Consider the following 24,149-nt stretch of genomic DNA (forward strand, 5'->3'; position numbering starts at 1 on the left):
TGAGGGGGAGAGGGAGAATCGCACAACTCCCTTCGCCACCTCACAATAATAAAAGAAATGTAATTATGATAAATGATGATGATATGAAAGAGATCTCTCCATGCACACCTTCGGTGTTTAGTCGAGATGACATAAACATAGAAAAAGGAGGACTTATCCACTTTAATGAATAGTCCTCCAATTACAACAATGAAATTATTTTCTGTTATATGGTTTGTTTTAATTGTTTAAAAAGGATTTGTTATTTTCCTTTTTATTTTGATTGTTTTTTACTTCTGTATTCGATTAGTGCCAGTAATGTTCCTGCCGCTAACATCAATCCGATATATAGAGATATGTTTGTTATATCTCCTGTCTTTGGTATTGTCTTGTTTATGTTTACTTTCGGTTTGTTGTTTGGTATGTCAGGTACTTTCTTTTCCGGTATTATCGAATTGTTCGGTTTTTCAGGATTCTTTGGTGTGGGCTCTTTTGGTGTCGGATTGTTTGGTGTCGGTGTTGGAGGTGTTTTCGGGTCTTCTTTTTCATTGGTTATTGTGAAGCCGTCTATCATATTTCCTCCATAGACTACTTTATACAGTTCCCCGTCAAATAAAATTGTATTGCCGTTTTCTCCAATTTCTTTAACTGTGTATCTGTAGTAGTCTGTGCTTCCGAGTCCGTTTGCCACTTCAAGGTTTTTGAATACTCCGCTCCAGTTATTGCTTGCACTTAGTTCAAGTGTTCTTCCTGTAGCTTTTCCGTCTTTGTATAGTTCTACTATGATTTTATTTGTTGGCGGAATGATTGAGCTTCCGTTACTGTTTACCCATAGCTTTGTTACCTTGACTTCTCTTGTAGGTGGTTCCATTGGTGTCCATGGTCTTTCTTTTTGATTAGTTATAGTGAATCCGTCTTTCATGTTTCCTGTATAACTTACGTTAAACCACTTACCGTCGAATTTTATTGAGCCTGCTGTTTCGCCTACTTCTTTAACTGTGTATTTATAGTAGTCTGTACTTCCAAGTCCGTTTGCTACTTCAAGTTTCTTAAATACTCCGCTCCAATTATTACTTTCGCTTAGTTCAAGTGTTTTTCCTGTAGCTTTTCCGTCTTTGTATAGTTCTACTATAATTTTATTTGTCGGCGGAACTATTGGATTTCCGTTACTGTTTACCCATAGCTTTGTTACCTTGATATCTCTTGTAGGCGGTATCATCGGTGTCCATGGTGTTTTTTCCTTATTAGTAACTGTAAGGCCATCTTTCATTGTTCCACCATAAGTTACTCCATACCACTTGCCCTCAAACTGAATTGCAAAACCACTTTCTCCAACTTCTTTAACTGTATATTTATGAATTGCTCCACCCAAAGTTGCTGATACAGGTAGTTTCTTGAATTCGCCTGTCCAGTTGTTGGCCTTTGTTAGGTTTAACTTTGTTCCTGTAGCTACTCCATCCTTGTATAGTTCTACTTCTATCTTTTCTACAGGAGCATTTAGGTTATTGTTGTCCTTATCCTTCCAAACTTTAGTAACCTTTAAATCTCTAAAAGGTGGTTCCATCGGTGTCCATGGTTTAAGTTTCTTATTAGTTACAGTCAATCCTGTTTGTTGGTCTCCACCGTAAGTAACCTTGTACCAGTTGCCCTCAAGTTGTATATTGTTTCCGTTTTCGCCTACTTCTTTAACTGTGTAAACATAATCAATTCCATTTTCATCTGTTTTATTAAGATTTGTCCAAGTATGAGTTGTAGTTCCATTTGTCAGTTCAACCGGAGCGCCTTCTTTTTGTCCATTTTTTAAAAGTTGTAATTTAATGGTAGGATAATTTTCTGTTATACCTTCCCATTTTTTCGTTACTTTTACTTCTATTTTATTTTGTGTATTCTTAATTATACAAGTTCCTATTGAATCTACTCCATAGCTAACTGTATATCCATTCGGTACGGTTTTTTCTACTACCCTGTACTCAATAAGTGAACCGTCCGGTGCATATTTATCCAAGTCTTTAAATGTATGTTTCCAATTTCCGGCTGCATTAAGTTCTTTTTCTTGAAGTACAGTTTCATCGCCAACTTTCTTAAGTTGTACAGTTACGGAATTTCCTACTGCACCGACCCATCTCTTTTCTACAGAAACATCGACTTTCTCTACATTTTTATTTGTGATTACAAAGCCGTTTTCCATTGAACCTGAAACAGATACTTCATATCCATTCGGTACGGTTTTTTCAACTACTTCGTATTTGATTTCTGTTCCATCATTTTCATATTTTGGTAAGTTTGTAAATGTATGTTTCCAGTTGTCGCTTGCTTTTAATTCATATTCTTGTAAAACATCGTTACTTCCAACTTTTTTAAGCTCTACAAGAACAGAATCTTTGGCAGGTCCAACCCATTTCTTTTCTACAGAAACTTCTACCTTTTCTTCAGGTTTATTTTCTATAGTTTTGAGTGCGATTTTGTTATCTCCAAAGTCACTAACTTTGACTTCAATAGGCTCTTTTAAACGTTGGTAACCTTTAGGAGCTTCGGTCTCAACAAGCTTGTACTCATCTTTGAGTAGATTTCCAATTTCACCACTTCCATTTGAATCTGTAGTAATTGTTCCGACTGTTTGATTGTTGCGAACACGAATAACATCAAACTTTGCACCGGCTAAGGGTGTATTATCCTTACCTGTCTTTAGCACCTGGATTTTATATACATATCCTTCTCCAACACCGCCGGCTTCTTTTATTTGATAGGAGGCACTAATCTCATGATCGCCGCCACCAGTTGTAAGTTCCGCTTTGTTTTTAATTATTTCACCGGCTAAGGGTTGATAGCTCAGTTTCACGTCATAGAGAATTTGGAAGCCTCTTTTTTCCTCTGTTTCAGGAACGTCACCTACATCAATTGTAAGACGGTTCCCCGTAAATTTGATTCTGCCTTCATTCTTAAATTTTTCAGTGACATTCGTTTGACCTTCAAGCAAAAAAGTATTTCCGAGATTTTTCCACTTACCCTGCAATATTCGGATGGAACCTTCAACATATTGGACACCCGGAGACAGAATTGTGTCAACAAGCTTTGCCCTCTCCAGAATATTGTTATCTTGATTGATCCGTATGTCGTAATGTCCAATGGTTTTATCACTTTGATCCATCCAACCCGTTTTGGTTAATGGTTGGTTGGTAACTTGTGGAGGTTTATAGTTAACACTCCCTGCGGGGATGATTGTTCCGTTAACCGTAAGAGTGACCGGAATTTTACCTGTTTGAGTTTGCGTATACATATTAACGTTAGCGTTAAAGTAAAATGAGCCATGAGTACCGGAATGCTCTTCCGCGTATTTCGTGTATGTGAGAACAATTCTTCCGGGATTTTCATTATAGAGCTTTCCTGTGGCAATTAAGTTATCGCCATCCTTAATCTCAAAGTAATCGGGAGATGCAGTCTTAAATCCTACCGGCAGGGTCATCGTAGTAGTATCACCCTCTTTTACTATATTGTCCGGCAATGTATATTCAGCGTATATCCGAAAGGATTCCCATGGACCAATCACAGCGCCTTCTGTAAAAGGGTTTCCCTGATCATCTGTAATCCATGCCTTGGTAATTACATTCCCCGGTACTTCTCCTGCATATACCATACTGCCGGTTTGTGTCGGTACAAAAACTCCACACAGCATTAAAAAAACCAAGAAAAAAATTATTGTTTTTTGTAATTTTGTTTTCTGTCCCATTAATTTTTTATTCTCCTTCCTTGTTTTTTTCAAAGTTTGCTATTTAATTTTGGAAATAGACTTAAATTTTAATTTACAGTTAATCTATAAATTAAATATTACCTCCTCATATCAAAAATCCATATTAAATCGCACAACAATTTTATTGTAGTCATAATATCATAAAATTACAGCAAAATCTATTATTATTTACGCTTAAAGTATACTTTTTTACAGCAATCAAATACATGTGATACACTTTTAAAAAGTCAGTAGGGCAATGTTTCTTTGTCATTTCGACTGAAGTCCCATTGACTTACCACCCTTGTCATTTCGACTGAAGGCGAAGCTGGAATGGAGAAATTTAATTTCAATGCCACAAAAGAAAAGATCTCTCCGCTTCAATTCACTGCACTACGTTCCGTTCATTTCCGGTCGAGATGACAAGGCATTATAAAAACAACCCAAAAGCGTTTTAAGGGTGTAATGGGGGAGAGGGAGAATCGCAACTCCCTTCGCCCCCTCACAATAATAAAAGAAGTGTAAGTATGGTAAATGATGATATGAAAGAGATCTCTCCATGCACACCTTCGGTGTTTAGTCGAGATAACAGGAGGGAATAAATTTCTCCTCTTCGGTCGAGATGACACTACTCTTTTGTCATTTCGACTGTAGTCCCGAAGGGACGGAACGGAGAAATCTCATCTCAATTCAAGAGATGACAGAGCAATATAAAAAACATCCATATATTATACATTACATCATGCCTTTTATTTTTTTAAACTTTGCTTCATTAAACGGAGCATATCTGAATGGTAAATCAAAGATTGTTTTATTCCTTACAACTCCTTTTTTATGGCTTAATATGTCAAATCCACTCTTTCCATGATAAGCCCCCATTCCACTGTAACCGACGCCACCAAATGGCATATGATGGTTTGCAGTCTGAAGAATTACATCATTCACGCATCCCCCTCCATAAGAAATACTGTGAATAATATAATCCGAATTTTTCTTTTCCTGTGAAAAAATATAGCATGCCAATGGCTTTTCTCGTTTTTTAATTGTATGAATCACTTCGTTTATATCATCATACTCAATAACAGGCAGTAAAGGTCCGAATATCTCTTCCTTCATGATTTCATGGTTGAAATCCACATCGGGAAAAATAGTAGGTCCAATCTTTCGCTCTTTATCGTTCTTTTGACCGCCAATTATATTTTTCTCCGTTTTTATGAGATTCAATAGTCTCTTATAGTGACGCTCATTAATGATTCTCGGATATGTCTCATTATTTACAGCATCAGAGTATCTTAATACGATTTCTTCTTGCAAAACCTTAATAAATGCATCTTTTATGCTGCTATGCACCACAACATAGTCAATTGATACACATGTCTGTCCTGCATTTAATAATTTCCCCCATGCAATACGTTTTGCCGCAAGTTCGATATCTGCCGTCTCATCAATAATACATGGACTTTTCCCGCCCAACTCTAAGGAAACAGGAATAAGATTATCACTTGCTGCACGCATTATAATTTTCCCCACTCTCGGGCTTCCTGTAAAAAATATGTAATCATACTTCTGATAAAGTACCTCATCATAATCAATATTTGCATCTACACAAAAAATATAGTTTTCTTCAAATGTTTCGTTAATAATTTTTTCAATAACCTTTGACGTATGGCTGCTCTCTTTTGAACATTTGATAACCGCACAATTTCCCGACACAATCGCAGCTACTAATGGTGCAATTGCCAGATTGAACGGATAATTCCATGGTGACATAATAAGTACAACACCATATGGTTCAGAATAAATATAATTTCTTGCCGGAAATGTACTGAGAGTTCCCTTTACTCTCTGTGGTCTACTCCATTTCTTCACATTTTTCAGTGCTTCATGTATTTCACCATATACCATTGCAATTTCCGTCATATACGCCTCCGCTTTAGATTTTGAAAGATCTTCATATAATGAGGAAAGGATAACTTCCTCATGGTCTTCGATTACCTTTTTCAACTTCTGCAACATCTCGATTCTATATGCAACAGGCTTTGTTGTATTGGTGTTAAAAAAATTTTTCTGTTTTTCAACAATATTTTTTAATTCTATATTTTTCTTTTCCATCATAGGTTATTTCTCCTCATTATATCTCTTTATTCTTTCACCTGCTTAAACGAATTATATCATATATTTTTCAAAAATGATTAGGTGTAAAGATTTTCAAAGCGTATACATTTTTCGATTTATTGATGTTTATTTCAATTTTCTTTCCGCTTTTAAACAACAAAAACAGTAAATCAATTTGATTTACCGTTTCCTAAACTTACTATATTTATTAAGTTGTTCAGCTCTGCAAATTTGAATTTATTGATATAATTAATACTAAATTAAAGCCGAATAAAATGGAATCAGCAAATGAAGTAAAATTATCCACAATCCATAAATACCACCCATCAAAGCTCCGAGTGTCAACAATGAAATTACCATTAAATTCAAAATTATAGCCACAGCCTTATAAATCTTTGATTTAGACAAAATACAAACTATAATGCAACCGTAAAAGCCACACCACAGCCAGTTATACAAATGACCGACATTAATACCGTTAAAATCCATTAGAGTTACTATCGGTAAAATAGCACTGAGAATTATCCCGACATACTTACATCCTTTTTTCATACTCCTCCACCTCAAATTGAAATTTTTTTCTCTAAATATTTGCCGGTATTATATCATATTTCAGCTTCGTTTATAAGTTTAAACAAAAAATACGGACTTATTGTTTGCTCTGTCTGTTCAGAGCATATTACTTATAACTGTTTATTTTGAAACTCTATTGTGTTTATAAAAATATTTTTCTGCAATATAATTTTTCATAATAAAGTATGTGGTTTTTATTTTCTGCATTTTTCGTACTCAAGTGTCTAAAACTATAACAAAAAATCTGCCGACTACACAAGCCGGCAGATTTTTACTTAACACTGTATACTTAATCTTATACTATTCGGTAAATATAGATATTTTATCTTTCTCAACATGATAGGCCGAATTGCTTAGTGTCTATCCATTCCATTGAAATAATAGACCAGAAATCTTCTGCAAGTCCGTCCAATATATAATCATATGGAATCCAGCCATAACCGTTTTGTCCCCAAGTTTTTCCCCATGAATTTCGTATCATCAAAGCTCCCTTTGTTTTCTCATTATTCTTTGTATTAATAATAACTTTATCATCATCATAGCCCACTGCCATCACAGCATGCCCCCATTCCGCCTGTTCATTTTTACAAGGATATGGAATTGAGCCCGGAGAATCCGAATTCTCAAAAGATGGAAAGCCAAAAAATCCGAACACGGACGGAATACCTGCGGCTAAATATGTCTTTACATTTCTTAGAACATCTTTTTTCGACGTTCTTTTACCAAGCGGGTCATGACAGAAGTAATTAATAGCCGAGTAATGATTTGCAAGCGAATAGAGGAAAGCATCGGGTTCGCTGTCCCAATCCGGATTCACATTTTTTCCGTCAAATGTGTACGGAAAATATTTTTCATCAGGAACCCCAAACAATACGAGAGCACCCATCGCCGAACGAAGCCAAGCTCCCGAATCTCCGGTTGAAAGCATGAGCTTTCTCGTTGCTTTATATACGAATAACCTGGAACCTTCGATATGGGTTCCGTATGCTCTCTTTTGAAAATACTCCACCATGCCGACAACGGCGTTTGCCGTACAGGAACCTAAACTAAGCTGATCCTCCACAGGCGAGCACCATTCTCTAAGATCAACACTATCGGGAAGGCTGTTTGCGATTTCCGTTTTGTTTGATCCGTTGATACCAAGTTTCATAGAAAGCTCGGATATAACAGGGTGTTCATTCGAGTAGTCTCTCATATCAGGAAGAGGAGGTAGCCAACCTGTAGTAAGCGGTTCACCGGCCTTATCGCCCATCATAAATCTTCTTTGTCTATAAAATACTTTCATAAATATAATTACCTCCTTTTAAAGCTTAATATGTTCCGGAGCTCTAATTGCCATACCTGATGATTCAATGTTTGCAATCGGATCATATTTTGACAGTTCACCAAAGTCCAATCCTGTAATTTCCTCTATGCGAGCAACGGGAACCTGATAGGTTTTGTATTCTCCATAGGCAAATTCAAGATTTTCAATCATATTTTTCTGAGTTTGAAGGTATGCAGTAGCAGACATCTCTCCATTGTCCTTAATCATAACCGCAACTTTCCAAAATTCTGCAGGTATCTTAAATTTTCCTCGATAGATCATATCGTCACTTCGAAATATCGGACCGGTGAAAACAGAGACCTTAAGGTTATGATTTTGCGCATTTTGCAAAATATAATTTTCTAAATCAAGCCAAATCTTTTGATTTAAGTTCTTGTGCTGAGGTGAGCTGTTTGTAAAATGAAAAGTGTCACTATTTGCCTGCATAGCATTATCTCCCCAAACCGGATCCAATCTTCTTACAAGGTGACCACGATCTAAATCATTTTTAGCGTATAGTTCATCTCCATACTGAGCTTCTTTAGGAATTCTCGGATCGAAGTTCCAATTATCTCCACTTCTTTTAATATTTTTAGCTTGATTTCCGTCTATATTTACAGCAGTAAAATAAGCAAGGCAACGCGAACGACACATTACAATTGAAAAATGTGTATAATCTAAAACATAGCTCCCATTGTTCATGCAGGAAACATCCTTCTTCATCTCGTCAGATAGTTGCGGAAGTTCAACCCTGTGCTCCAATCCAAAAAACGTGCTGTCGTATCCCATATCTCTTTGAGAAGGAGCAGGTTTTGTAGAATCCGGCTCGCTGCAAATATCCAAGTTTGGGAAAATTTCCCTAATGAACATCTTTTCTTCTGCAGTAAAAGTGTCAAATTTCTTTGCAAAATAATTTGAAATGGAACTGATGCGAATTCCCTCATTTGCAATCCATGCATTCTTTTTATTAGGATTAGATACTCCCGAATGATGAAGAGCTACAACAATCCATTGATCATTAAATACCGGAGACCCTGAGGATCCGGGTTCAGTATCGGTTAGATAGTGTATGAAGTCATCAAATATAGAACTGACCTTATTCTCACGGATGGTGACAGCCTTCGGTCCTCCATTTGGATGTTGAATAATGGAAACATATTCTCCCTCAAGAACTTTTCCCTCTTCAGAAATAAGGTGAAGATGACCAAAATCTTTAGGACTTTTCTCACTTGAAGGATTATTTTTAAGTGCAACCAATGTAAAATCAAGTTCCTCATCTGTAATAAAAAATTGTTCAGGGTTTAGGCGAAAAGAGCACGTAGTACAAGGCATAAAGTTCACATCATCTTGATAATTAAACTCAGCGAGGGAATTTAGAGCAGTTTTCATGCTATCAATAACATGATTATTAGTCATCAGTACATTTTCCGAAACTAAAAATCCGGTTCCAGAACCAATAAAACTCCCTTTATCATCACGAATCTGAATGCGACATATAGAATCTCCGGAATTGATTCCCATCTGCAAGTAGGAAATCGGAAATAGATCACTTTTCCCCATAATCCGCTCCATAGCAATTGAATCATATTCATTAAGCACCTTTCTTCTTGATTTTAAAATATTATTCTTAATACTCAACTCTTCAACATCAGTATCACTTTTAGAATTATTTTCAACAAATCGCTTTAAAGCCTGCTCCTGAATTTGATTCTGTTTTGCTTCAAATCTTTCTTTAGAAATTTCCTTTTCTTCAATAATACCTCGCAACATAAAACCACTCCTTTCTTTTATGAACATTACTAAAAGTTAAAACAAACTTTCAATAATTTAAATAATATCTGTTTAAATTTTTACAATTTGAAAATTCATATTGTCATATCACATAAATATTATATTTTTTAAAGATAAAATATAAATTTTTAATCAAACAATATTCCTCTTTCTATTATAATAATACTACACATTTTACTTTATTGCAATAAATCGTAAAACTTTTGAGTATAATTATTTACTTTTTTTCTCAATAATTTAATTTAATTCTACTTACAAATTATTCATATCCAAATAAAATAAACATAGAAAAAGCACATAGCTGAAAGATTTTAACCTTAAAACCATGTGCTTCGTTTACTATTCAATTATTATACAAATTAGTGTTTCTACAAATCTTCTCCAAAAAATGGCGGAAAACTTTCCAAACAATTTACTTAAATCCAACAATTCTCCTTCAAACCTGCTTTTTCTCATTGTTCTTAGGCTTAATATAAGTTTTTATCCTTCCGGCTACTGAAACAGCCACATAACCCATCGTATAATTTATGAATATATCTCTATATGCAGAGGGTGACAAAGGTTCCCTAAGTCCTGTCATCCAAACATATCCAAACACAAGCAGTAGTGTTGGAATATATACGGCAATAGCCTTAAACCAATAGTTTTTCAATTTCAAATTTTTAATCAACATGTATGCAAAAATCATGATAAATACAATAATTGCTCTATCCAATTCATGCCAATTACCATTAGGGTCTTCGTATTGCCCGTTCAAAATATATAATGCACTATTAGAAATAGTTGCAACTGTGTATAAAACAGAATAAATAAAAACCGCTTGCTTTAACCAATTATTCCATATAGATTTCATAATTCTATCTCCATAAATTCCAATTTGCTTTATTCTTTAGATTAATCATTTATATTTTTCATATCGACATTGTTCAATTACCTGATCTCCAAGCAATGTGATTGCTTTTTGAGGACATAAACTTATACATCTGTAACACATTGTACATTGTTCTCCTGAAACTGCCTTCTTATCTTTTATTTTAATATTTCCCATTGGACATTCTCTACTGCATAAACCGCAACCAATACATGCATCACTTATTTTTAATTTATCAGTATATCCCAAAGTTTTATGATAAAACCATAATCTTTGTCCAAAGAGTCCCTTAATATGTGCTATGAACGATAATCCTTCTTGAGGATATTTTCCACACCTGATTTGTTCTGCAACTTGTTCAATACGCTTATCTGCATTTTTAACAACTTGTCTGTTTTCTTCAATATCTTTTTTCAACAACTTATTATCGCAAACAGAATCAGGCATTTTTATTTGTAAACCTCCAAGGATTTCTGCGCCATATTTCTTTAAAATTCTTGCTGTACATCCTGTTCCGTCACCGCTAAAAAGCCCCATTGTATTTACACAGAACACCTTTTTCCCTTTCCATAAAGAACTGTTTTTCTTAATAAAATCACGTACCATAAATGGAGCATTAGAAAATTGCGTCGGATATCCTAAAACAATTGTGCAATGCTTCTCTAATATATGCACAATCTGTGGATGTTCTAACGGAAGACACTTTGATTTATCATCTATCAAATATATCAGTTTCTCAACACAGTGTTTCGTATTTCCGGTTCCACTTAAATAAATTCCTATCACTTATGTGTTTTCTCCTATAATTTTCAATTCATCTATATCATCTAAAAATTCTATTACTTTTTTTAAATATTCCTTTGGTTTTTCAACATGAATATTGTGCATAGAATCAAATCCTTCAACTAAAATGCTACCATGAATCAACTCTTTGACAAGTTTGGCATCTTTTTCATCCATTGCAGAAATCAGAATTCCTTCTTCATTATAATAAGAAGGAGCTGTGTTTTTTGGTGGCTTTACATGAAAGATACAAGTTGGAATGTGAATTTGTTTTAACAATTCTCTTTGTTTTATGCAATTAAAAAAACTAAAATCATAGAATGTACTTCCAAACCTTAAATCATAATCACCGGTTTTATCCTGTAAATTCGCTGTCAATTGAAGTAAAGTATTAACTCCTAACTTAGGAGTATAGTACCATATAATCGGTATCTTTGTCATATCCTTTCGAAATATTTTCATTGCAGGTTTAGCCACAATTTTATTCCAATTATCTTTTCCATCCTTGTTAAACAATGCACGCATCGGATCATTGTTTAAGTAATATTCAAAGTAAGTGATATTAGGTTTTTCAGCTAAATAATTGTAAATATTTTGAAAAGTTTTATAAGAAAATGTGTTCTCTGCACGTCCCTTTTCTGTTGCAAAAAACGGTCCGTCCTCTAAAATAATCGCTTTTAAATTTTCCGGATATTTAGCAGCAATATAAGCTGCAATCAACGCACCGGATGAGTGTCCCGAAATAATAGCATTTGATCCGATTTTTTCTTGTATAAACAAGGCAATATCAGACCCGATACGCTCAATATTATATAAATCAGGATTCTTACTTGATTTTCCATATCCATAATAATCAAGTGCAAAGACATGAAAATCTTTTATCAGTTCAGGTAATACAAAGCGATAATCTTTCCAATCTACCATTTGTCCGTGCAATAATAACATAGCCGAACCATTGTTTGGACCTTCTACATAATTTATGACATTTCCATCATTCAAATAAAACTGTTTTTCTTTTAACCCTAAACTGAAAGCTCTGCTTTTTCTAAACTTCTCTCCGGAATAATCATAACTTAAATTTCTAATTGCATAGAGTACGACAAAAACAACAAGAAGCAAAAGTAATACAGCAATAATTTTTAGCATACCGTCTTTCATCTCCCAAATCTTCTTGGATACTAATCAAAACTTTGTTGCAATATCGCCATTCATAATTGCAACTCTCTTCTTTCATCTCCAAGTATGAGCAAATTATCTCCAGGTTCTATAGAAACAATTTCTCTATCCTCTTTCGGAATAACAATTTGTCCCTTAGTTCCTACTTTTGTAGTCCACGCATGTAATTTTCTATCTTTTTTATTTCACATTTACCTTCCATACATAGTATGATAGGTATGCAAAATTATACTTAATTATACTATGTTAAAATTCATAATACAAGATGCCATGCTACATCTATATTTATCCCCATAGATTACACAATTGATATTTCTTATATTTCCTGTCAATAAGATCACATTTACAACATGCATAAAATATAAACCGATACTTTAATGTCGATTTATAATATATTTGAAAAAATTAAGATATTATTTGAATAAATCAGTGTGAAATTTTATAAAGACGGTATATGTGTTAAAGCTTCACTAGATATAAAACCTGCATGAAAAAAGCACATAGCTGAAAGATTTTAATCTTAAAGTCATGTGCCTTATTTATACTATTCAATTATTACACAAACCCGAATCTATCTTCCTAAAAATCCGACAAGCAAAGCCTGAATTGCCGATACAATAGGTATAAGTAAAAAAGGTGCTGCTAAAAAATGTTCCTTAACCGCCAAATGTTTCATCCAATTAGTAAATTCATAATCCTTGTGTCCCTCTGTCCCGGGAATGACAATTTTTTGCTTATATTTCCCCTGAAATAACAGACAGTCCAACAATAAAAAATCTCCTAAGTTTAATAAGCTCCACTGAATATATCCCATCCAAAATATGTTCCAAAAGCCAATAATTCCCGTATGTAAAAGACTTGTTATTGAATAAATGAAACAAATTCCAACAATAATGACGGTTATTATACTATTTATATTTTTCTCTTGTTTTGTCATTTGTTCGGGCGCAGCCTTCTGAATGGCCTTTGGGTAAGAATCAAAAAAGAATCTTGGATTAATGAGTACCAAAGCGGCCACTGCTCCGTTAAAGATAGCAGCTATGGCAATACCATCAAGAATCGCCTGAATTATGTCCATAAAATTTCCTCCTCTGTAAAACTCTAATTTACCAACCACAATTTGCACAAAGACTCCCGGCAAAACGATGGAAGGCTTTTAAAATAATTTACCTAAATTCAACAACTCACTTCTTCTTATTTTTAGTATCAAAACAGTATCAATCATGATACTAACATGCTGTCACTACTTTATCATTTTTCAAGTCGGATTATTCTATATCGTTTAATACTTCTCCTATATCTCCATCTATGCAAATGCTCCTACCTTCAATTTCTTGCGGACAAAATGCCTCTCCACAATTGATACACGCATATATAGCTTTTTCATTTGTCATTGTCATCTGCCAAAACGGATATTTAATGATAACAGGAGTATTTGACCCAACTCCAAATTCCAGGAATAAAACATGTTTGTTTCTATTTTTCTCAAGGAAATTGTAGTATTTTTCAGATGCTTTATGCCACCCTTCATCTTCTACAAAAGAGTCATCAGCACGAAGATTCATTGTTACATCTGAATTATCATCAGGGCATTTTGGAATGAGACTTGCCGGAATTTGCATTGATATTCTTCCATCATCAGGTACTGAGAATACACCATTTTGATCTTTAACAAATCCTTGAGCTTTCATTGCTTTTATAACCCAATTTTTATTATCATAAGTCTTTTGATTTTTGGAATTAATACTTTGAAATAAGCCGAAATCTCCTTGGGTGTAGAATAATCTGTTTTTATCAAATCCTGCTCTTTGGAATTGATGGTCAACATTTGTTGTAATCACAAAGTAATTTTTATTTTCCAAAAGAGAAAGCAGCTTTCGATAAACCGGTATTGGCGGCTCAACATATCTGTTGAAGTATATATTTCTTGCCCACCACGCCCATTTTGTTTCACTATCAGGAAACGAATAAAATCCTCCTGAATACATATCTTTTATTCCATATTTTTTCGCAAAGTCAAAGAAATACTTTTCGAATCTTTCACCGCTGTAAATCATACCGGCAGAAGTTGATAAGCCTGCACCGGCACCAACTACGACAGCTTCTGCATTTTGAATTTCATTTTTCAATATTTTAAGTTGTTCTTCTTTTGTTCCTTTCCCTATAGATATACTTCCGCTGAAGCTCCTAACTCCAATTAACCCATTCTGAATTGTTTCTCTATACCCATCCTTTTTATCACAATAATTCTTCATAATATTTCTTGTCCTCATCTTTAAATACATTGAAAATTATTCTTTCCATTGAGTTAGGGTGCAGCAGCAACCACTTTTCAACTGTTTTTACAGCAATTTCTGCCGCTCTTTTATTCGGAAAGTGAAATACACCGGTTGATATACAACAAAATGCAACACTTTTTAACCCATTTTCTAAACACATATCTAAAGTATTGGTATAACAATCTGCCAAATCTTTTTCTAAATCTTCAGTAAGCACACGTGATACTATCGGACCGACAATATGAACTACCTTCTTTGCAGGAAGATTATATGCATCTGTAAGCATAGGAATGGCTGTGGGTTGTTCATAATTTCTTCCATATTTTTCTCTTAACTTATCCATCTGATGATTACACTCTTCTCTAAGCTGTATCCCTGCAAAAGTGTGAATTTGGTTGTCAATACAAGTGTGCATCGGAACAAAACATCCAAGCATTTGTGAATTCGCCGCATTAACAATTGCATCGACTTCAAGCCTTGTTATATCCCCTTGCCAAATAGATAGATTTTCTCTAATCACAGGAATATCCGACAACTTTACGATTCCTTTTTCCTTAGCACAAAAAGATAAATATTCATCTTGCACTTTTATCACTTCATCAGACATTTTTTTCGGCATACGGACATTCATAAGAGAACGGAGAATGTTCCGTTTCTCACTTATATTATTCGGAATTTCCATATTCTTATATCTATCCGAGTCAGCTTTAAACTCCTCTAAAAGATAGTTTAATCTTTGCTCTTGTAGTTCATTCTTATTCATAACTTCACCTTCTTTTCACTTCATTTGTCGGACAAACTGTTAAACAATTTCCACAGTATAGACAATAATTATTTCTTATACTATTTAAATATTCCTTCTAACATAATATTACTTACTGCTTTCTTTTAACTCCGGCATCTCTGATTCGATATATTCGTTCATCGTAATCATCCTTTAATGTAGTTATTGTATCATATTTGAGGCATTCATATAATATAAACCGACATTTTATTGTCGTATTCTGATAGATTTTAAATTTTTCGCTATATTAATAAATGCCTCCCTATTGAAGTGAATAAAAGACCTGTTATTCTGAATGATGAAGATCCCGAATACACCAGCTAAAGAAGCATTACATGATTGGAAGAAAAAAATACCCTGACAGCCTGAAAAAGATTGTGTCCCTTTTGAAGAAAGCAATGTAAAATTCTATAGAAAGGCTATATCCGCTAAGATTCCACCGGATATAAAATAAGCAAAGAAAAAGCACATGCCAAAAGATTTTACTCTTAAAGTTATGTGCTTAGATTTTTATACTGTTCGATTATTTATACAAAATGGAATTTGATTTATAGTTATGGTTCAGGCAGGTCATTTACCTAAATCAAATAACATAAAACTGAGATTTATTTCATAGACTCTTTGATTTCAATGATTTCCCCGATAATCATATAATGAGGTTCCCAATCATCTTCCGTTCCATCAGGTGTAACATTGGGATACACTTTCGGTTGCTCTGCATAATATTCTTTAATCTCATCAGCCAAATCATCCTTGGTAAACTGATGCATATATAATTTATGACAAAGAAGTGTAAGTTTTGCTTCTTCATAAGTTATACCCTTACCAACAGCAACAGGCGTCAATCCCGCCCCTATCACTTTGTTCTCGTTGTATCCTGAGTGTGAACCCATATATGCCAGTGCCCTTTTATATTCTTTACCATAGAAGCTAACTGTAAATATATCATACTTCTTTAATAATTCACCGGTGTATCGTGCAGGATGAATATAAACTGTAACAATCGGCCTGTTTTTTTCCACATGATTCCAAATATTCCCAAGACTCCCCCATGAAACCGTACAAGAATTATAATCAGATTTATTTCCTGCAGTAACAAGTGCCCAATCCTTATTAAACATCTCAAAAACTTTATAATCTTTCTGCTCAAATTCCATATTTATCTACCTCTACAAATTACCACTTTTTTCTTTTACATACTATCTTACAATTTCAATTTGCTTTTCTTAATTTAATTCTTTATAGATACTCTTATTATCTTAACTTATTGGTGGAATAGAAGCTTCTTCTATCTCAAAATCTAAAGGATTAAATTCTCCCTACACTTTAATAGTGAAAATTTGACTCTTTTTGTAACCAGTTTTATGAAATTTTTAAACAAATAAGGTGCCTTCTTCAAAGATGCCTTCAAATATTTTTATAATTAATTTATTATTTTTTTCCTTTAATTCTTATAAAAAAATCCTTATATTCTATTGTGGAGATATTAATATCAACTTATCTTTTTCTATTTCATGAAAATAAAATTTTATTTCATCTCCTAGTTTTATATCAAATTTTCCAAATGGTTCATTAAGTAATGTCCCTGTCATTATTCCATTATCAAATTTAGAAATTCGTACCCAAACTTGTTCAGGTTTTTCATTTTCATTAAATATAACCACTGGAAAATTATCCGGATAATCCTTATTTCTAAATTGGTCCAGACCTGAAATCTCTCTTGTTTTTTCTTTATTTAAATTTCTAGTATCATATATTTCAATTATATTTTTTTCAAATTCATCAAAATTACTTCTATCTAGATTAATATAATTCAGGCTGCAATAATTATTATTTTCTAAATTTCCCGAATGAATCACATACATAATGTCACCACCTATGTATCGAGTTATGAATCCATACTTGCCTTCCTGAGCTATACATATAGGTTGAAATGATAATCCAGATTGCTCATCAATATATCCATATAAAATTAACCCTGTATCCTCTTTTTCAATCAAATCCGGCATAATTTTATCCATTAATTTTCTACAATCAACATATACAAACTTATGATAAAACTCTCTAAATGAAGCCCCGGTAAATTTTCTTTTTTGGTCTTCTAATCTTATTTCAATATCAAAAAGATCTCCATCTTCATTCATCCCTAATGGCAAACAACATCTATCTAACCAATTCTTACTTGCAAGTTCGTGCGGTACTATGGAAAAAGCCTTATTTTCAAATCGTTTCCTAGAAGCTTTTATCAAATCATCTTCTATCGAAAAAGTAATATCAGAAAAATATCTCCATCTATAATCATCCGGCAAATGTAATAATAAAATTTGGGTTTTCCCTTTAATTTCATATGTATCTAATACTTTAAAATGAGCATTATTTCTGGCAACAAACAAACCCCAATTTGTTCCATGTTCAAACCGGCTAAAATCATTCATGTGATTTGATAAAATAGTAATTCTATGAGTAGTTACCATTCCCATGAAACGATTGCTTGCATCTGTAAATCCTCGTTCCATGATTATTTCACCAACTCTATACTGCTTCATCTGTTTTTCAGTTAAATTCAAATCTCGAGCATACATAGCCAAACCAGGAAATATTTCATTAGCCAAATTTTCATATTCTCTTTCACTTAATTGTGTCATTTTATCCCCCTGAGATTAAATAAGTTCATTAACCAATTTTCCTTTTAGCAATTTACGTCTTTCATCAATAATCAGTAGGTAATTTTCGTAGGAATATTCCATGTCTGAAAGATAATTTACTATTGTGTGCTTTCTCCAAAAGTTTTAACGAATGGAGATTATCGCTCTGAAGCAAAAAGTTATATGCTTCATTTTCATTTGTTGTGATTTTTCTTTCTTCTTCCACAAAGATTGGAATATTATGTTATAGCATTTCATCGATTTTTTTCGGAATGTTCTTACCATACTAATCCGTATTTCTTTTCATTCAGTGCATTTTCTATCTCTGTAATAGCACAAATATTTTCACCATAGTTGTTGATTTCTTTTAATTTTTCAAGATAATCAAGCATTTTTTCACGTTTGATTTTGGATAAATTCGCCATACTCTACCTAACTTTATTTAACAGACTTTTTAATCAAGCCTTTGTCTTATATTTTCGTAATACCAAAGCTTTTATCCTTTAATCGGTCATAGTTTATGACCTCAACCCTCTTATCTAACTTGAGGTCACATATTGTGACCTCAAAATAATATATACTTAATCTCTTTTTTGAAAACTTCAAAGTCATTTATCTTTAAATTCGCTTATAATCGAAACCATATCTCCAAAATCCACATCCAGTTTTGTTCCGATACGATACAAAACATCCATGCTAACAAACTCTCCTCTGCCCATTTTAGATATGGTTGCAGGAGATAATTCGCAAGCATTAGCCAAATCTTTTTTATTCATATTTTTGTCTATTAAAATTTTCCACAATCCATTATAACTTACCTTCATATTTTCACTCCTTAATTATAAGTTTATGAAGTTATTTTATATATTATAACATTTTTATAATTCTTTTAAAAGTGACAAAATTTAAAATGTGTATGTCTTAACACCAAAATTTACTTCTTCCTCTTCAACAATAATTAATATATCTTCCACTGTTCTTTTGAAATTTTATCAATAGTTTTTTCATTTCATCATTTTCTACAATCTGATTTAAGTTATTTGTAGCAATGAATAATGTTTCGTATAAATTTCTCAAGTTCCTGATTCATTTCGTTTATTAACTGATATGCTATCGTTCTGATGACTTTCAAAAAATCTTGAACTTCTTTTGCATTTTTAGCCATCCTTTCAATTCATAGATTTTGCAAGGTTCTGCATCAATGTCTTGAGATAGGATGAGCGTCAATCTAAATGTCTTGCGTTTTAACAGTTCATATTTGAACTGTATTTCCGTATTATAATAGTTCATTTATGTTCTACCAAGTTTCATTACAAATTTTATAGTTCTATACAAGTTGATATTACAAGCTTATTTTTGATTATAAACATAACACTTCTATTGTGTTATTGTAGATTCATGATAAAATATAATAAGAATTTTAAAGAGAGAAGTCCTGAAATAATTTCCGGTAAGAAATTAAAGCAAATTCATTTGTTTAGGAAACTAACACAAAAAGAACTTGCCATTATGTCCGGACTGACTGATGCTGCAATTTGTAATTATGAATTTGGAAACAGAACTCCAAATAATGAACAATTAAGAAAAATAGCAGATGCACTTAACTGTGATATTTCTGCCTTAATCGACCACGATCCGAATTCTATTTTTGAAATCATGCATATCATCTTTGACTATGAAAAGGAAATGAAGTTCCGTCCCATTGTAGGAAATGGCGAGCCTACTGCATTTCTATCGCATAATCCACATTTTGATGATTTTTTAATAGAATGGGACGAAATGAAAAAGAAACACTATAACGGAGAAATCTCCGATGAAAAATTTGAAGATTGAAAGTTGTCTTTTCCTAAGAAATCGCGGTTTTTAAAGAAACATAGATAAAATAATAATCAAATTAGTTTTTGGATGGGGCAAGATATCTTTCGAGTAATGTAGTAAAAGAAGGTGGTTATATATTGATGAATAAAATAGAAAAGAATAAACTTACAATACCAATATATCTTAATACAAAAATTGTATTTGATATGTTGGCGACAATTGAAGATGGTTTTGCAAAGGTTAAAAATGTTCAAACTTCAAAAAACAAAAATCGAGAAGATGATATAGAGGCAAACATAGGCACAAATAATCTGTTTGCTTTTTTGAATGTAGGAATTCGCGGAAATCATAAAGGTAATTCAAGTAGTGGAGAGACTGTTGTTGAGGAAAGAACGCATACTCCTGTTTCTTTGTTCCAGCAGCTTAAGGAGCAATTAGAAGATGCGAAGTTAATAAATCGCGATATTAAAAATTTAAACATTGGTGATTTTGTAGAAGTTCAAGGAACTCTAAAAAATAATCCCGTTATTGATATGCTGTCTGCTTTGAAAGAACTTATGGCGTTGGCAAATTTATTTACGGACAACAAGTCTAAGAAGCCTCAAAGCAAAAAAGATAAGTTTATGGCAGATAACAAATTCAATTCCCAAATAGACGCTTTGATTAAAGGTCTACAAGCAGATGGAAAAAAAGATATAATTTGCGAAGCGGATGGTACAAACATCGTTCTTCCAACAGATGAAAATTACTTTCTAAATAATAATATGAGCGAAGTTACTGATGGGAACTACAAAATATTAGGTAAGGTTATTCAAATTTGTATGGATGATGGCGAAATAAGCCTGCTTAGGAATACTGTTTTCTCTAAACTTCAATTAGATAAAATGAAGGAATTTCAAGATGTATTTTCTGATCCATCATTAATTCAGTTTGTTGGTTAAAGTGGTATTAAGACCGTCATAAATGCACCGGTTATTATGATTATCCCAATCGCTATCTATATTTAACTTAATCATACTTATAAGAACTTAAGTAGTTGAGATACTGCCTAACAAATCCAAATTAATTGAAGTAATACTCCCTTTCAAATAGACACAAAAAGACCGAAGCACTCAAGCTACGGTCTAATTTTTTTGTATTTTCTTGTAAAGCCACTGGAAACTATTATTAGATTTATTCTTTTTGAAATCTTTACCCAATTTTGTCCCAGTCGCTCGTTTCAACGGGCTACAAGCCTTGAAAATAAGCCATTTTTGAAAAAATATACTCTACTCAAACTCAATATGTCCATTGATATTGTTTTGTATAAATGGCATAAAATCAAGGTTTTTGTTATCGGATTTAGCCTTATTATCTAGTTTATTTCTGTTTATCCGATTTTTTGCAAGCATATTGCAAGCACGGATATACTTAATCATTATGTTGCATTACTTATCCAGTATTAGAATTTTTTCTCTTGATTTTTGTTTTTAAAATCTTCCATGTTCTTTTTCAATATACCTGTATCGCTAAAATAAGTTTGACCTAATGCAATAACTTCTTTTTTGGGTTGCCATAAATTCTATAAAGTACTACTACTCAACATCATCCATCAATTTCATCACTCTAGCTTTTATATTTTCTAGTTCAATTGACAATTGCAGTTTTGCTATTGATGTTATAATTGAAGTATGTCCAACAGCATCCCTGACAGGCTTATATATATCAGATGAACGACTCAAAGCTGGATCTTTATTCTTATCTAATGCTTTGTCAATAAAATTTGATAAATATTTCATATCCAGATAGTAAATATCGTCCATTGATTTTCTGATTTCATAACTGATATTTGCTTTTCCTTTATTTTCATTTTCTTTTTCTTTCCATTTTTTTGCTTCACTAACAGCCTCCTGTGAGAGCTTCATTTTATTATATTTTATATACTCTCGTAAAAGATTTTCTGCAATAAAGCATTCTACATATGATGGAATATTGTATTCTGCCTCCCCTGATAATTCCTTTATCCAGTTATCTACATAATTACTTTTTTTCTTTTTATGGTTCTCATCTTTTTTATGATTTTCTTTCATTTCCTTAAAAGTTGTATTAAATAATTCCTGAGCTTTTCTTGCCTTATGGGTAATTTTCATATTATCAGGATCGCCATCATCTCCCTTTTTACGTCTTAATTCATCCCAGTCATCCATAATATTCTTAAACAATCTTTCAATCTCACCAAGAAATTTTCTATAACATAAATCATCAGAAATAATCCCTTCTCGACTACTTGTAAATATATCTTTTGTACCCCCTGAGTCTAAATCATCAAAATGAATTTGACCATATACATAGTTTTCAACAATTCGAGAAGTCGGAATGTGTCTCAGTATATCTTTTTCCCTCAGTCTTCCATTTACAAAAAGATCAATACTTACCTTCTCTTGAGTACCACGTATTTTAAGTTTTGAAGGTTTATCAACTGATGCAATATAACCTTTTATATTAATCTTTGGTTTTAGTATTTTGGGCTTGCTTTCAAGAGATAACTGTTTAATAAACGGATCTTCTATATCATCAATTTTCCAAAGAAATTGAGTACCCTCTGCTAATTCCCCAAGCATTTTTTCATCAATCTTTTCATTATTAACGAATATATTGAAATTTTTATCTACTAATGAAAATCTAAAATATAATGCAACTGATTTTTTAATATAGTCTACAGTATTGGTAATTCCCTCGTTAACATTTTCAAACAAAATATAAGTTCCCTTTTCTATTATATCTGCAGATAATAAAACTTTAGATGTAAGATTCCCAAGTATATATTCCTGTGAATTTAAATCATCTGTAATCGCTTGGTCTAAACTGGAATTATCAATTATACCTCCTACAAGGGCGGTTTCCTTTGTTTTAGATGCTACGTGAATTTTTTTTGCACAAGACAATAAAGCTAACTTGCCGATCCCTTTTCTTCCTATAAACGGTCTACCACTTGGAGTTCTATATCTTCCATTCCTTCTTTTTGAATAACCTATTTTCAAAAATTTATTTTGAAAATCATCAAAATTCATTCCATCTCCATCATCTACGATTGTCATACAATTATGCTCTTTATCAATTGTAATCCAAACATTACTAGCATCGGCATCCCAAGAATTTGATATAGCTTCTCCCAATACTGTAATAACGTTTCTATATAGGTTTCTCCCCAAATGATTCAATACACTTAACGAGATATTAAATGTTAATTTTTTCTCCATATCAGGCTCTCTCCTTCATTTAGCATAGTGTTCTATTATACTTAATCCTACAATTTCTCCTAATCTAGGCGGAACAGCATTTCCTATATGTCGAGCAATATTCTTTAAAACAACCTTCTCCCCTTCCGGGATAAAAGAATAATCTACAGGAAATGTCTGTAACATCGCACCTTCTCTTAGTGTTAATGCACGATCTTGCTCTGGATGACCAAACCTCCCTGTTCCATATCCAATGAATTGTGTAGTAATAGTAGGCGCAACATCATCCCAGCTCATTCTCCCATAGACAGAAGAATAACTCTGTCCTGATTTTTTTCTATGACAGTTCAAAATCAATTCTTCTGGCCAATTTTTCCAAGTACCACCTGGAATAGAATGCCTTATTCTCTCCAAATTCTTCTTAGAAAGGGAGGATGCAACATGAAGTTTATCCGTATTGTTAGGTTCACCTGCTCCAACTTGAGAAAGACCAGCTATTACCTCCCTTACGGTAACTGCTTTTTTATGCGTAGGTTCAATAAGTTTTATTTGTTTTTCACTTGATGCAAGAAGCAACAATCTTTTTCGTCTTTGTGGAATTCCGTAATCAGCAGCATTAACTATTTTATAAGTAATATTATAATTCTGTTCTTCTAATATATTAATGAAATCCATAAAAACCTGCTCTTTAACCAATTCAGGTACATTTTCCATTGAAACAATCTGTGGCTTCACCTCCTCTACTAATCGCGCAAATTGATAGAGCAACTTCCAGTCTTTATGTTTTTTTCTGTTGTATTTATCTTTTTGATGTCTTGAAAAAGGTTGGCACGGGGCACAGCCTGCGAGTATTTTTATATCGTATCCCTGCAATATTTTCTTTATTTCTTTTCCCGACACGTCTTTTATATCATTGTTAATGAATTTTGCATTGTTATTATGGTTATATGCATATTCACACGTAGCATCTAAATCATATCCTGCCACTACATTTAGACCTGCTTTTTCAAGCCCACATGTCAATCCTCCCACGCCACAGAACAGATCGATAACACCATATGTCATAATTGCCTTCCCTTCCTTC

The 24,149-nt window shown here is 33.0% G+C and carries 22 protein-coding genes; 2 read left to right on the plus strand and 20 right to left on the minus strand.

All coding sequences use genetic code 11. The features are described from left to right. Positions 1–253: 253 nt before the first annotated feature. The 18 genes from M915_RS07370 to M915_RS07500 form a co-directional block, all read right to left on the minus strand. Positions 254–3,706 carry a Cna B-type domain-containing protein gene (locus M915_RS07370; RefSeq protein ID WP_081689729.1) on the minus strand — a complete coding sequence of 1,151 codons (3,453 nt, stop codon included), beginning with the start codon at positions 3,704–3,706 and terminating at the stop codon, positions 254–256. Positions 3,707–4,441: 735 nt separating this feature from the next. Beyond that, the gene (locus tag M915_RS02995) at positions 4,442–5,821 is read right to left on the minus strand and encodes an aldehyde dehydrogenase (protein ID WP_036729187.1); all 1,380 of its coding nucleotides are present in this window, start codon (positions 5,819–5,821) and stop codon (positions 4,442–4,444) included. Between the two features lie 255 nt (positions 5,822–6,076). Beyond that, positions 6,077–6,373, minus strand: coding sequence for a hypothetical protein (locus M915_RS03000; protein WP_009222054.1), 297 nt, complete (start codon positions 6,371–6,373; stop codon positions 6,077–6,079). A 352-nt stretch (positions 6,374–6,725) separates the two neighbouring features. Continuing rightward, on the minus strand, positions 6,726–7,679 hold the full coding sequence (locus M915_RS03005; protein ID WP_036729190.1) for a C1 family peptidase: 954 nt from the start codon (positions 7,677–7,679) through the stop codon (positions 6,726–6,728). Between the two features lie 18 nt (positions 7,680–7,697). After that, the gene (locus M915_RS03010; RefSeq protein WP_036729192.1) at positions 7,698–9,470 is read right to left on the minus strand and encodes a DNA/RNA non-specific endonuclease; all 1,773 of its coding nucleotides are present in this window, start codon (positions 9,468–9,470) and stop codon (positions 7,698–7,700) included. A gap of 457 nt (positions 9,471–9,927) precedes the next feature. Next, the gene (locus M915_RS03015; RefSeq protein ID WP_036729195.1) at positions 9,928–10,344 is read right to left on the minus strand and encodes a DUF6608 family protein; all 417 of its coding nucleotides are present in this window, start codon (positions 10,342–10,344) and stop codon (positions 9,928–9,930) included. Positions 10,345–10,389: 45 nt separating this feature from the next. After that, complete coding sequence (locus M915_RS03020; RefSeq protein ID WP_036729197.1) at positions 10,390–11,148, minus strand: EFR1 family ferrodoxin; 759 nt, start codon at positions 11,146–11,148, stop codon at positions 10,390–10,392. Continuing rightward, complete coding sequence (locus tag M915_RS03025) at positions 11,149–12,303, minus strand: alpha/beta hydrolase (protein ID WP_036729200.1); 1,155 nt, start codon at positions 12,301–12,303, stop codon at positions 11,149–11,151. It abuts the gene before it with no gap. 50 nt (positions 12,304–12,353) lie between these two features. Continuing rightward, on the minus strand, positions 12,354–12,449 hold the full coding sequence (locus tag M915_RS07625; protein WP_407636002.1) for a hypothetical protein: 96 nt from the start codon (positions 12,447–12,449) through the stop codon (positions 12,354–12,356). Between the two features lie 443 nt (positions 12,450–12,892). Next, a complete protein-coding gene (locus M915_RS03030; RefSeq protein ID WP_036729203.1) occupies positions 12,893–13,399 on the minus strand; it encodes a hypothetical protein in 507 nt (168 codons plus the stop codon). 190 nt (positions 13,400–13,589) lie between these two features. After that, positions 13,590–14,576, minus strand: a complete 987-nt coding sequence (locus M915_RS03035; RefSeq protein WP_036729205.1) for an SIR2 family NAD-dependent protein deacylase — start codon at positions 14,574–14,576, stop codon at positions 13,590–13,592. Next, positions 14,560–15,363: a protein-ADP-ribose hydrolase gene (locus M915_RS03040; protein WP_036729208.1), complete on the minus strand. Its 804-nt coding sequence runs from the start codon at positions 15,361–15,363 to the stop codon at positions 14,560–14,562. Before M915_RS03040 ends, M915_RS03035 begins: the two co-directional genes overlap by 17 nt. Positions 15,364–15,367: 4 nt before the next feature. After that, positions 15,368–15,442 (minus strand): 4Fe-4S binding protein, encoded by a 75-nt coding sequence (locus tag M915_RS07630; protein ID WP_081689744.1) that lies wholly within the window; start codon positions 15,440–15,442, stop codon positions 15,368–15,370. A 547-nt stretch (positions 15,443–15,989) separates the two neighbouring features. Continuing rightward, entirely contained in the window at positions 15,990–16,541 is a 552-nt protein-coding gene (locus tag M915_RS03045; RefSeq protein ID WP_036729211.1) for a flavin reductase, read from the minus strand. A gap of 315 nt (positions 16,542–16,856) precedes the next feature. Continuing rightward, complete coding sequence (locus tag M915_RS03050; protein ID WP_036729214.1) at positions 16,857–18,029, minus strand: DUF2314 domain-containing protein; 1,173 nt, start codon at positions 18,027–18,029, stop codon at positions 16,857–16,859. A gap of 278 nt (positions 18,030–18,307) precedes the next feature. Beyond that, a complete protein-coding gene (locus tag M915_RS07550) occupies positions 18,308–18,454 on the minus strand; it encodes a hypothetical protein (RefSeq protein ID WP_200860574.1) in 147 nt (48 codons plus the stop codon). 183 nt (positions 18,455–18,637) lie between these two features. After that, on the minus strand, positions 18,638–18,853 hold the full coding sequence (locus tag M915_RS03055) for a helix-turn-helix domain-containing protein (protein ID WP_036729217.1): 216 nt from the start codon (positions 18,851–18,853) through the stop codon (positions 18,638–18,640). 304 nt (positions 18,854–19,157) lie between these two features. Further along, positions 19,158–19,319 carry a hypothetical protein gene (locus M915_RS07500; protein ID WP_162799483.1) on the minus strand — a complete coding sequence of 54 codons (162 nt, stop codon included), beginning with the start codon at positions 19,317–19,319 and terminating at the stop codon, positions 19,158–19,160. 108 nt (positions 19,320–19,427) lie between these two features. Here M915_RS07500 and M915_RS07275 point away from each other — a divergent pair, with 108 nt between their 5' ends. Both M915_RS07275 and M915_RS03070 read left to right on the plus strand, forming a co-directional pair. After that, positions 19,428–19,862, plus strand: coding sequence for a helix-turn-helix domain-containing protein (locus M915_RS07275; RefSeq protein WP_235043755.1), 435 nt, complete (start codon positions 19,428–19,430; stop codon positions 19,860–19,862). A gap of 125 nt (positions 19,863–19,987) precedes the next feature. Further along, positions 19,988–20,788, plus strand: coding sequence for a DUF6414 family protein (locus tag M915_RS03070; RefSeq protein WP_200860575.1), 801 nt, complete (start codon positions 19,988–19,990; stop codon positions 20,786–20,788). Positions 20,789–21,421: 633 nt separating this feature from the next. Here M915_RS03070 and M915_RS03075 read toward each other — a convergent pair. Both M915_RS03075 and M915_RS03080 read right to left on the minus strand, forming a co-directional pair. Next, positions 21,422–23,086: an ATP-binding protein gene (locus tag M915_RS03075; protein WP_036729220.1), complete on the minus strand. Its 1,665-nt coding sequence runs from the start codon at positions 23,084–23,086 to the stop codon at positions 21,422–21,424. A gap of 15 nt (positions 23,087–23,101) precedes the next feature. Beyond that, positions 23,102–24,130, minus strand: a complete 1,029-nt coding sequence (locus M915_RS03080) for a DNA cytosine methyltransferase (protein ID WP_036729222.1) — start codon at positions 24,128–24,130, stop codon at positions 23,102–23,104. Positions 24,131–24,149: the final 19 nt, after the last annotated feature.

It is taken from the genome of Peptoniphilus mikwangii (assembly GCF_000468535.1).
GTDB lineage: Bacteria > Bacillota > Clostridia > Tissierellales > Peptoniphilaceae > Anaerosphaera > Anaerosphaera mikwangii.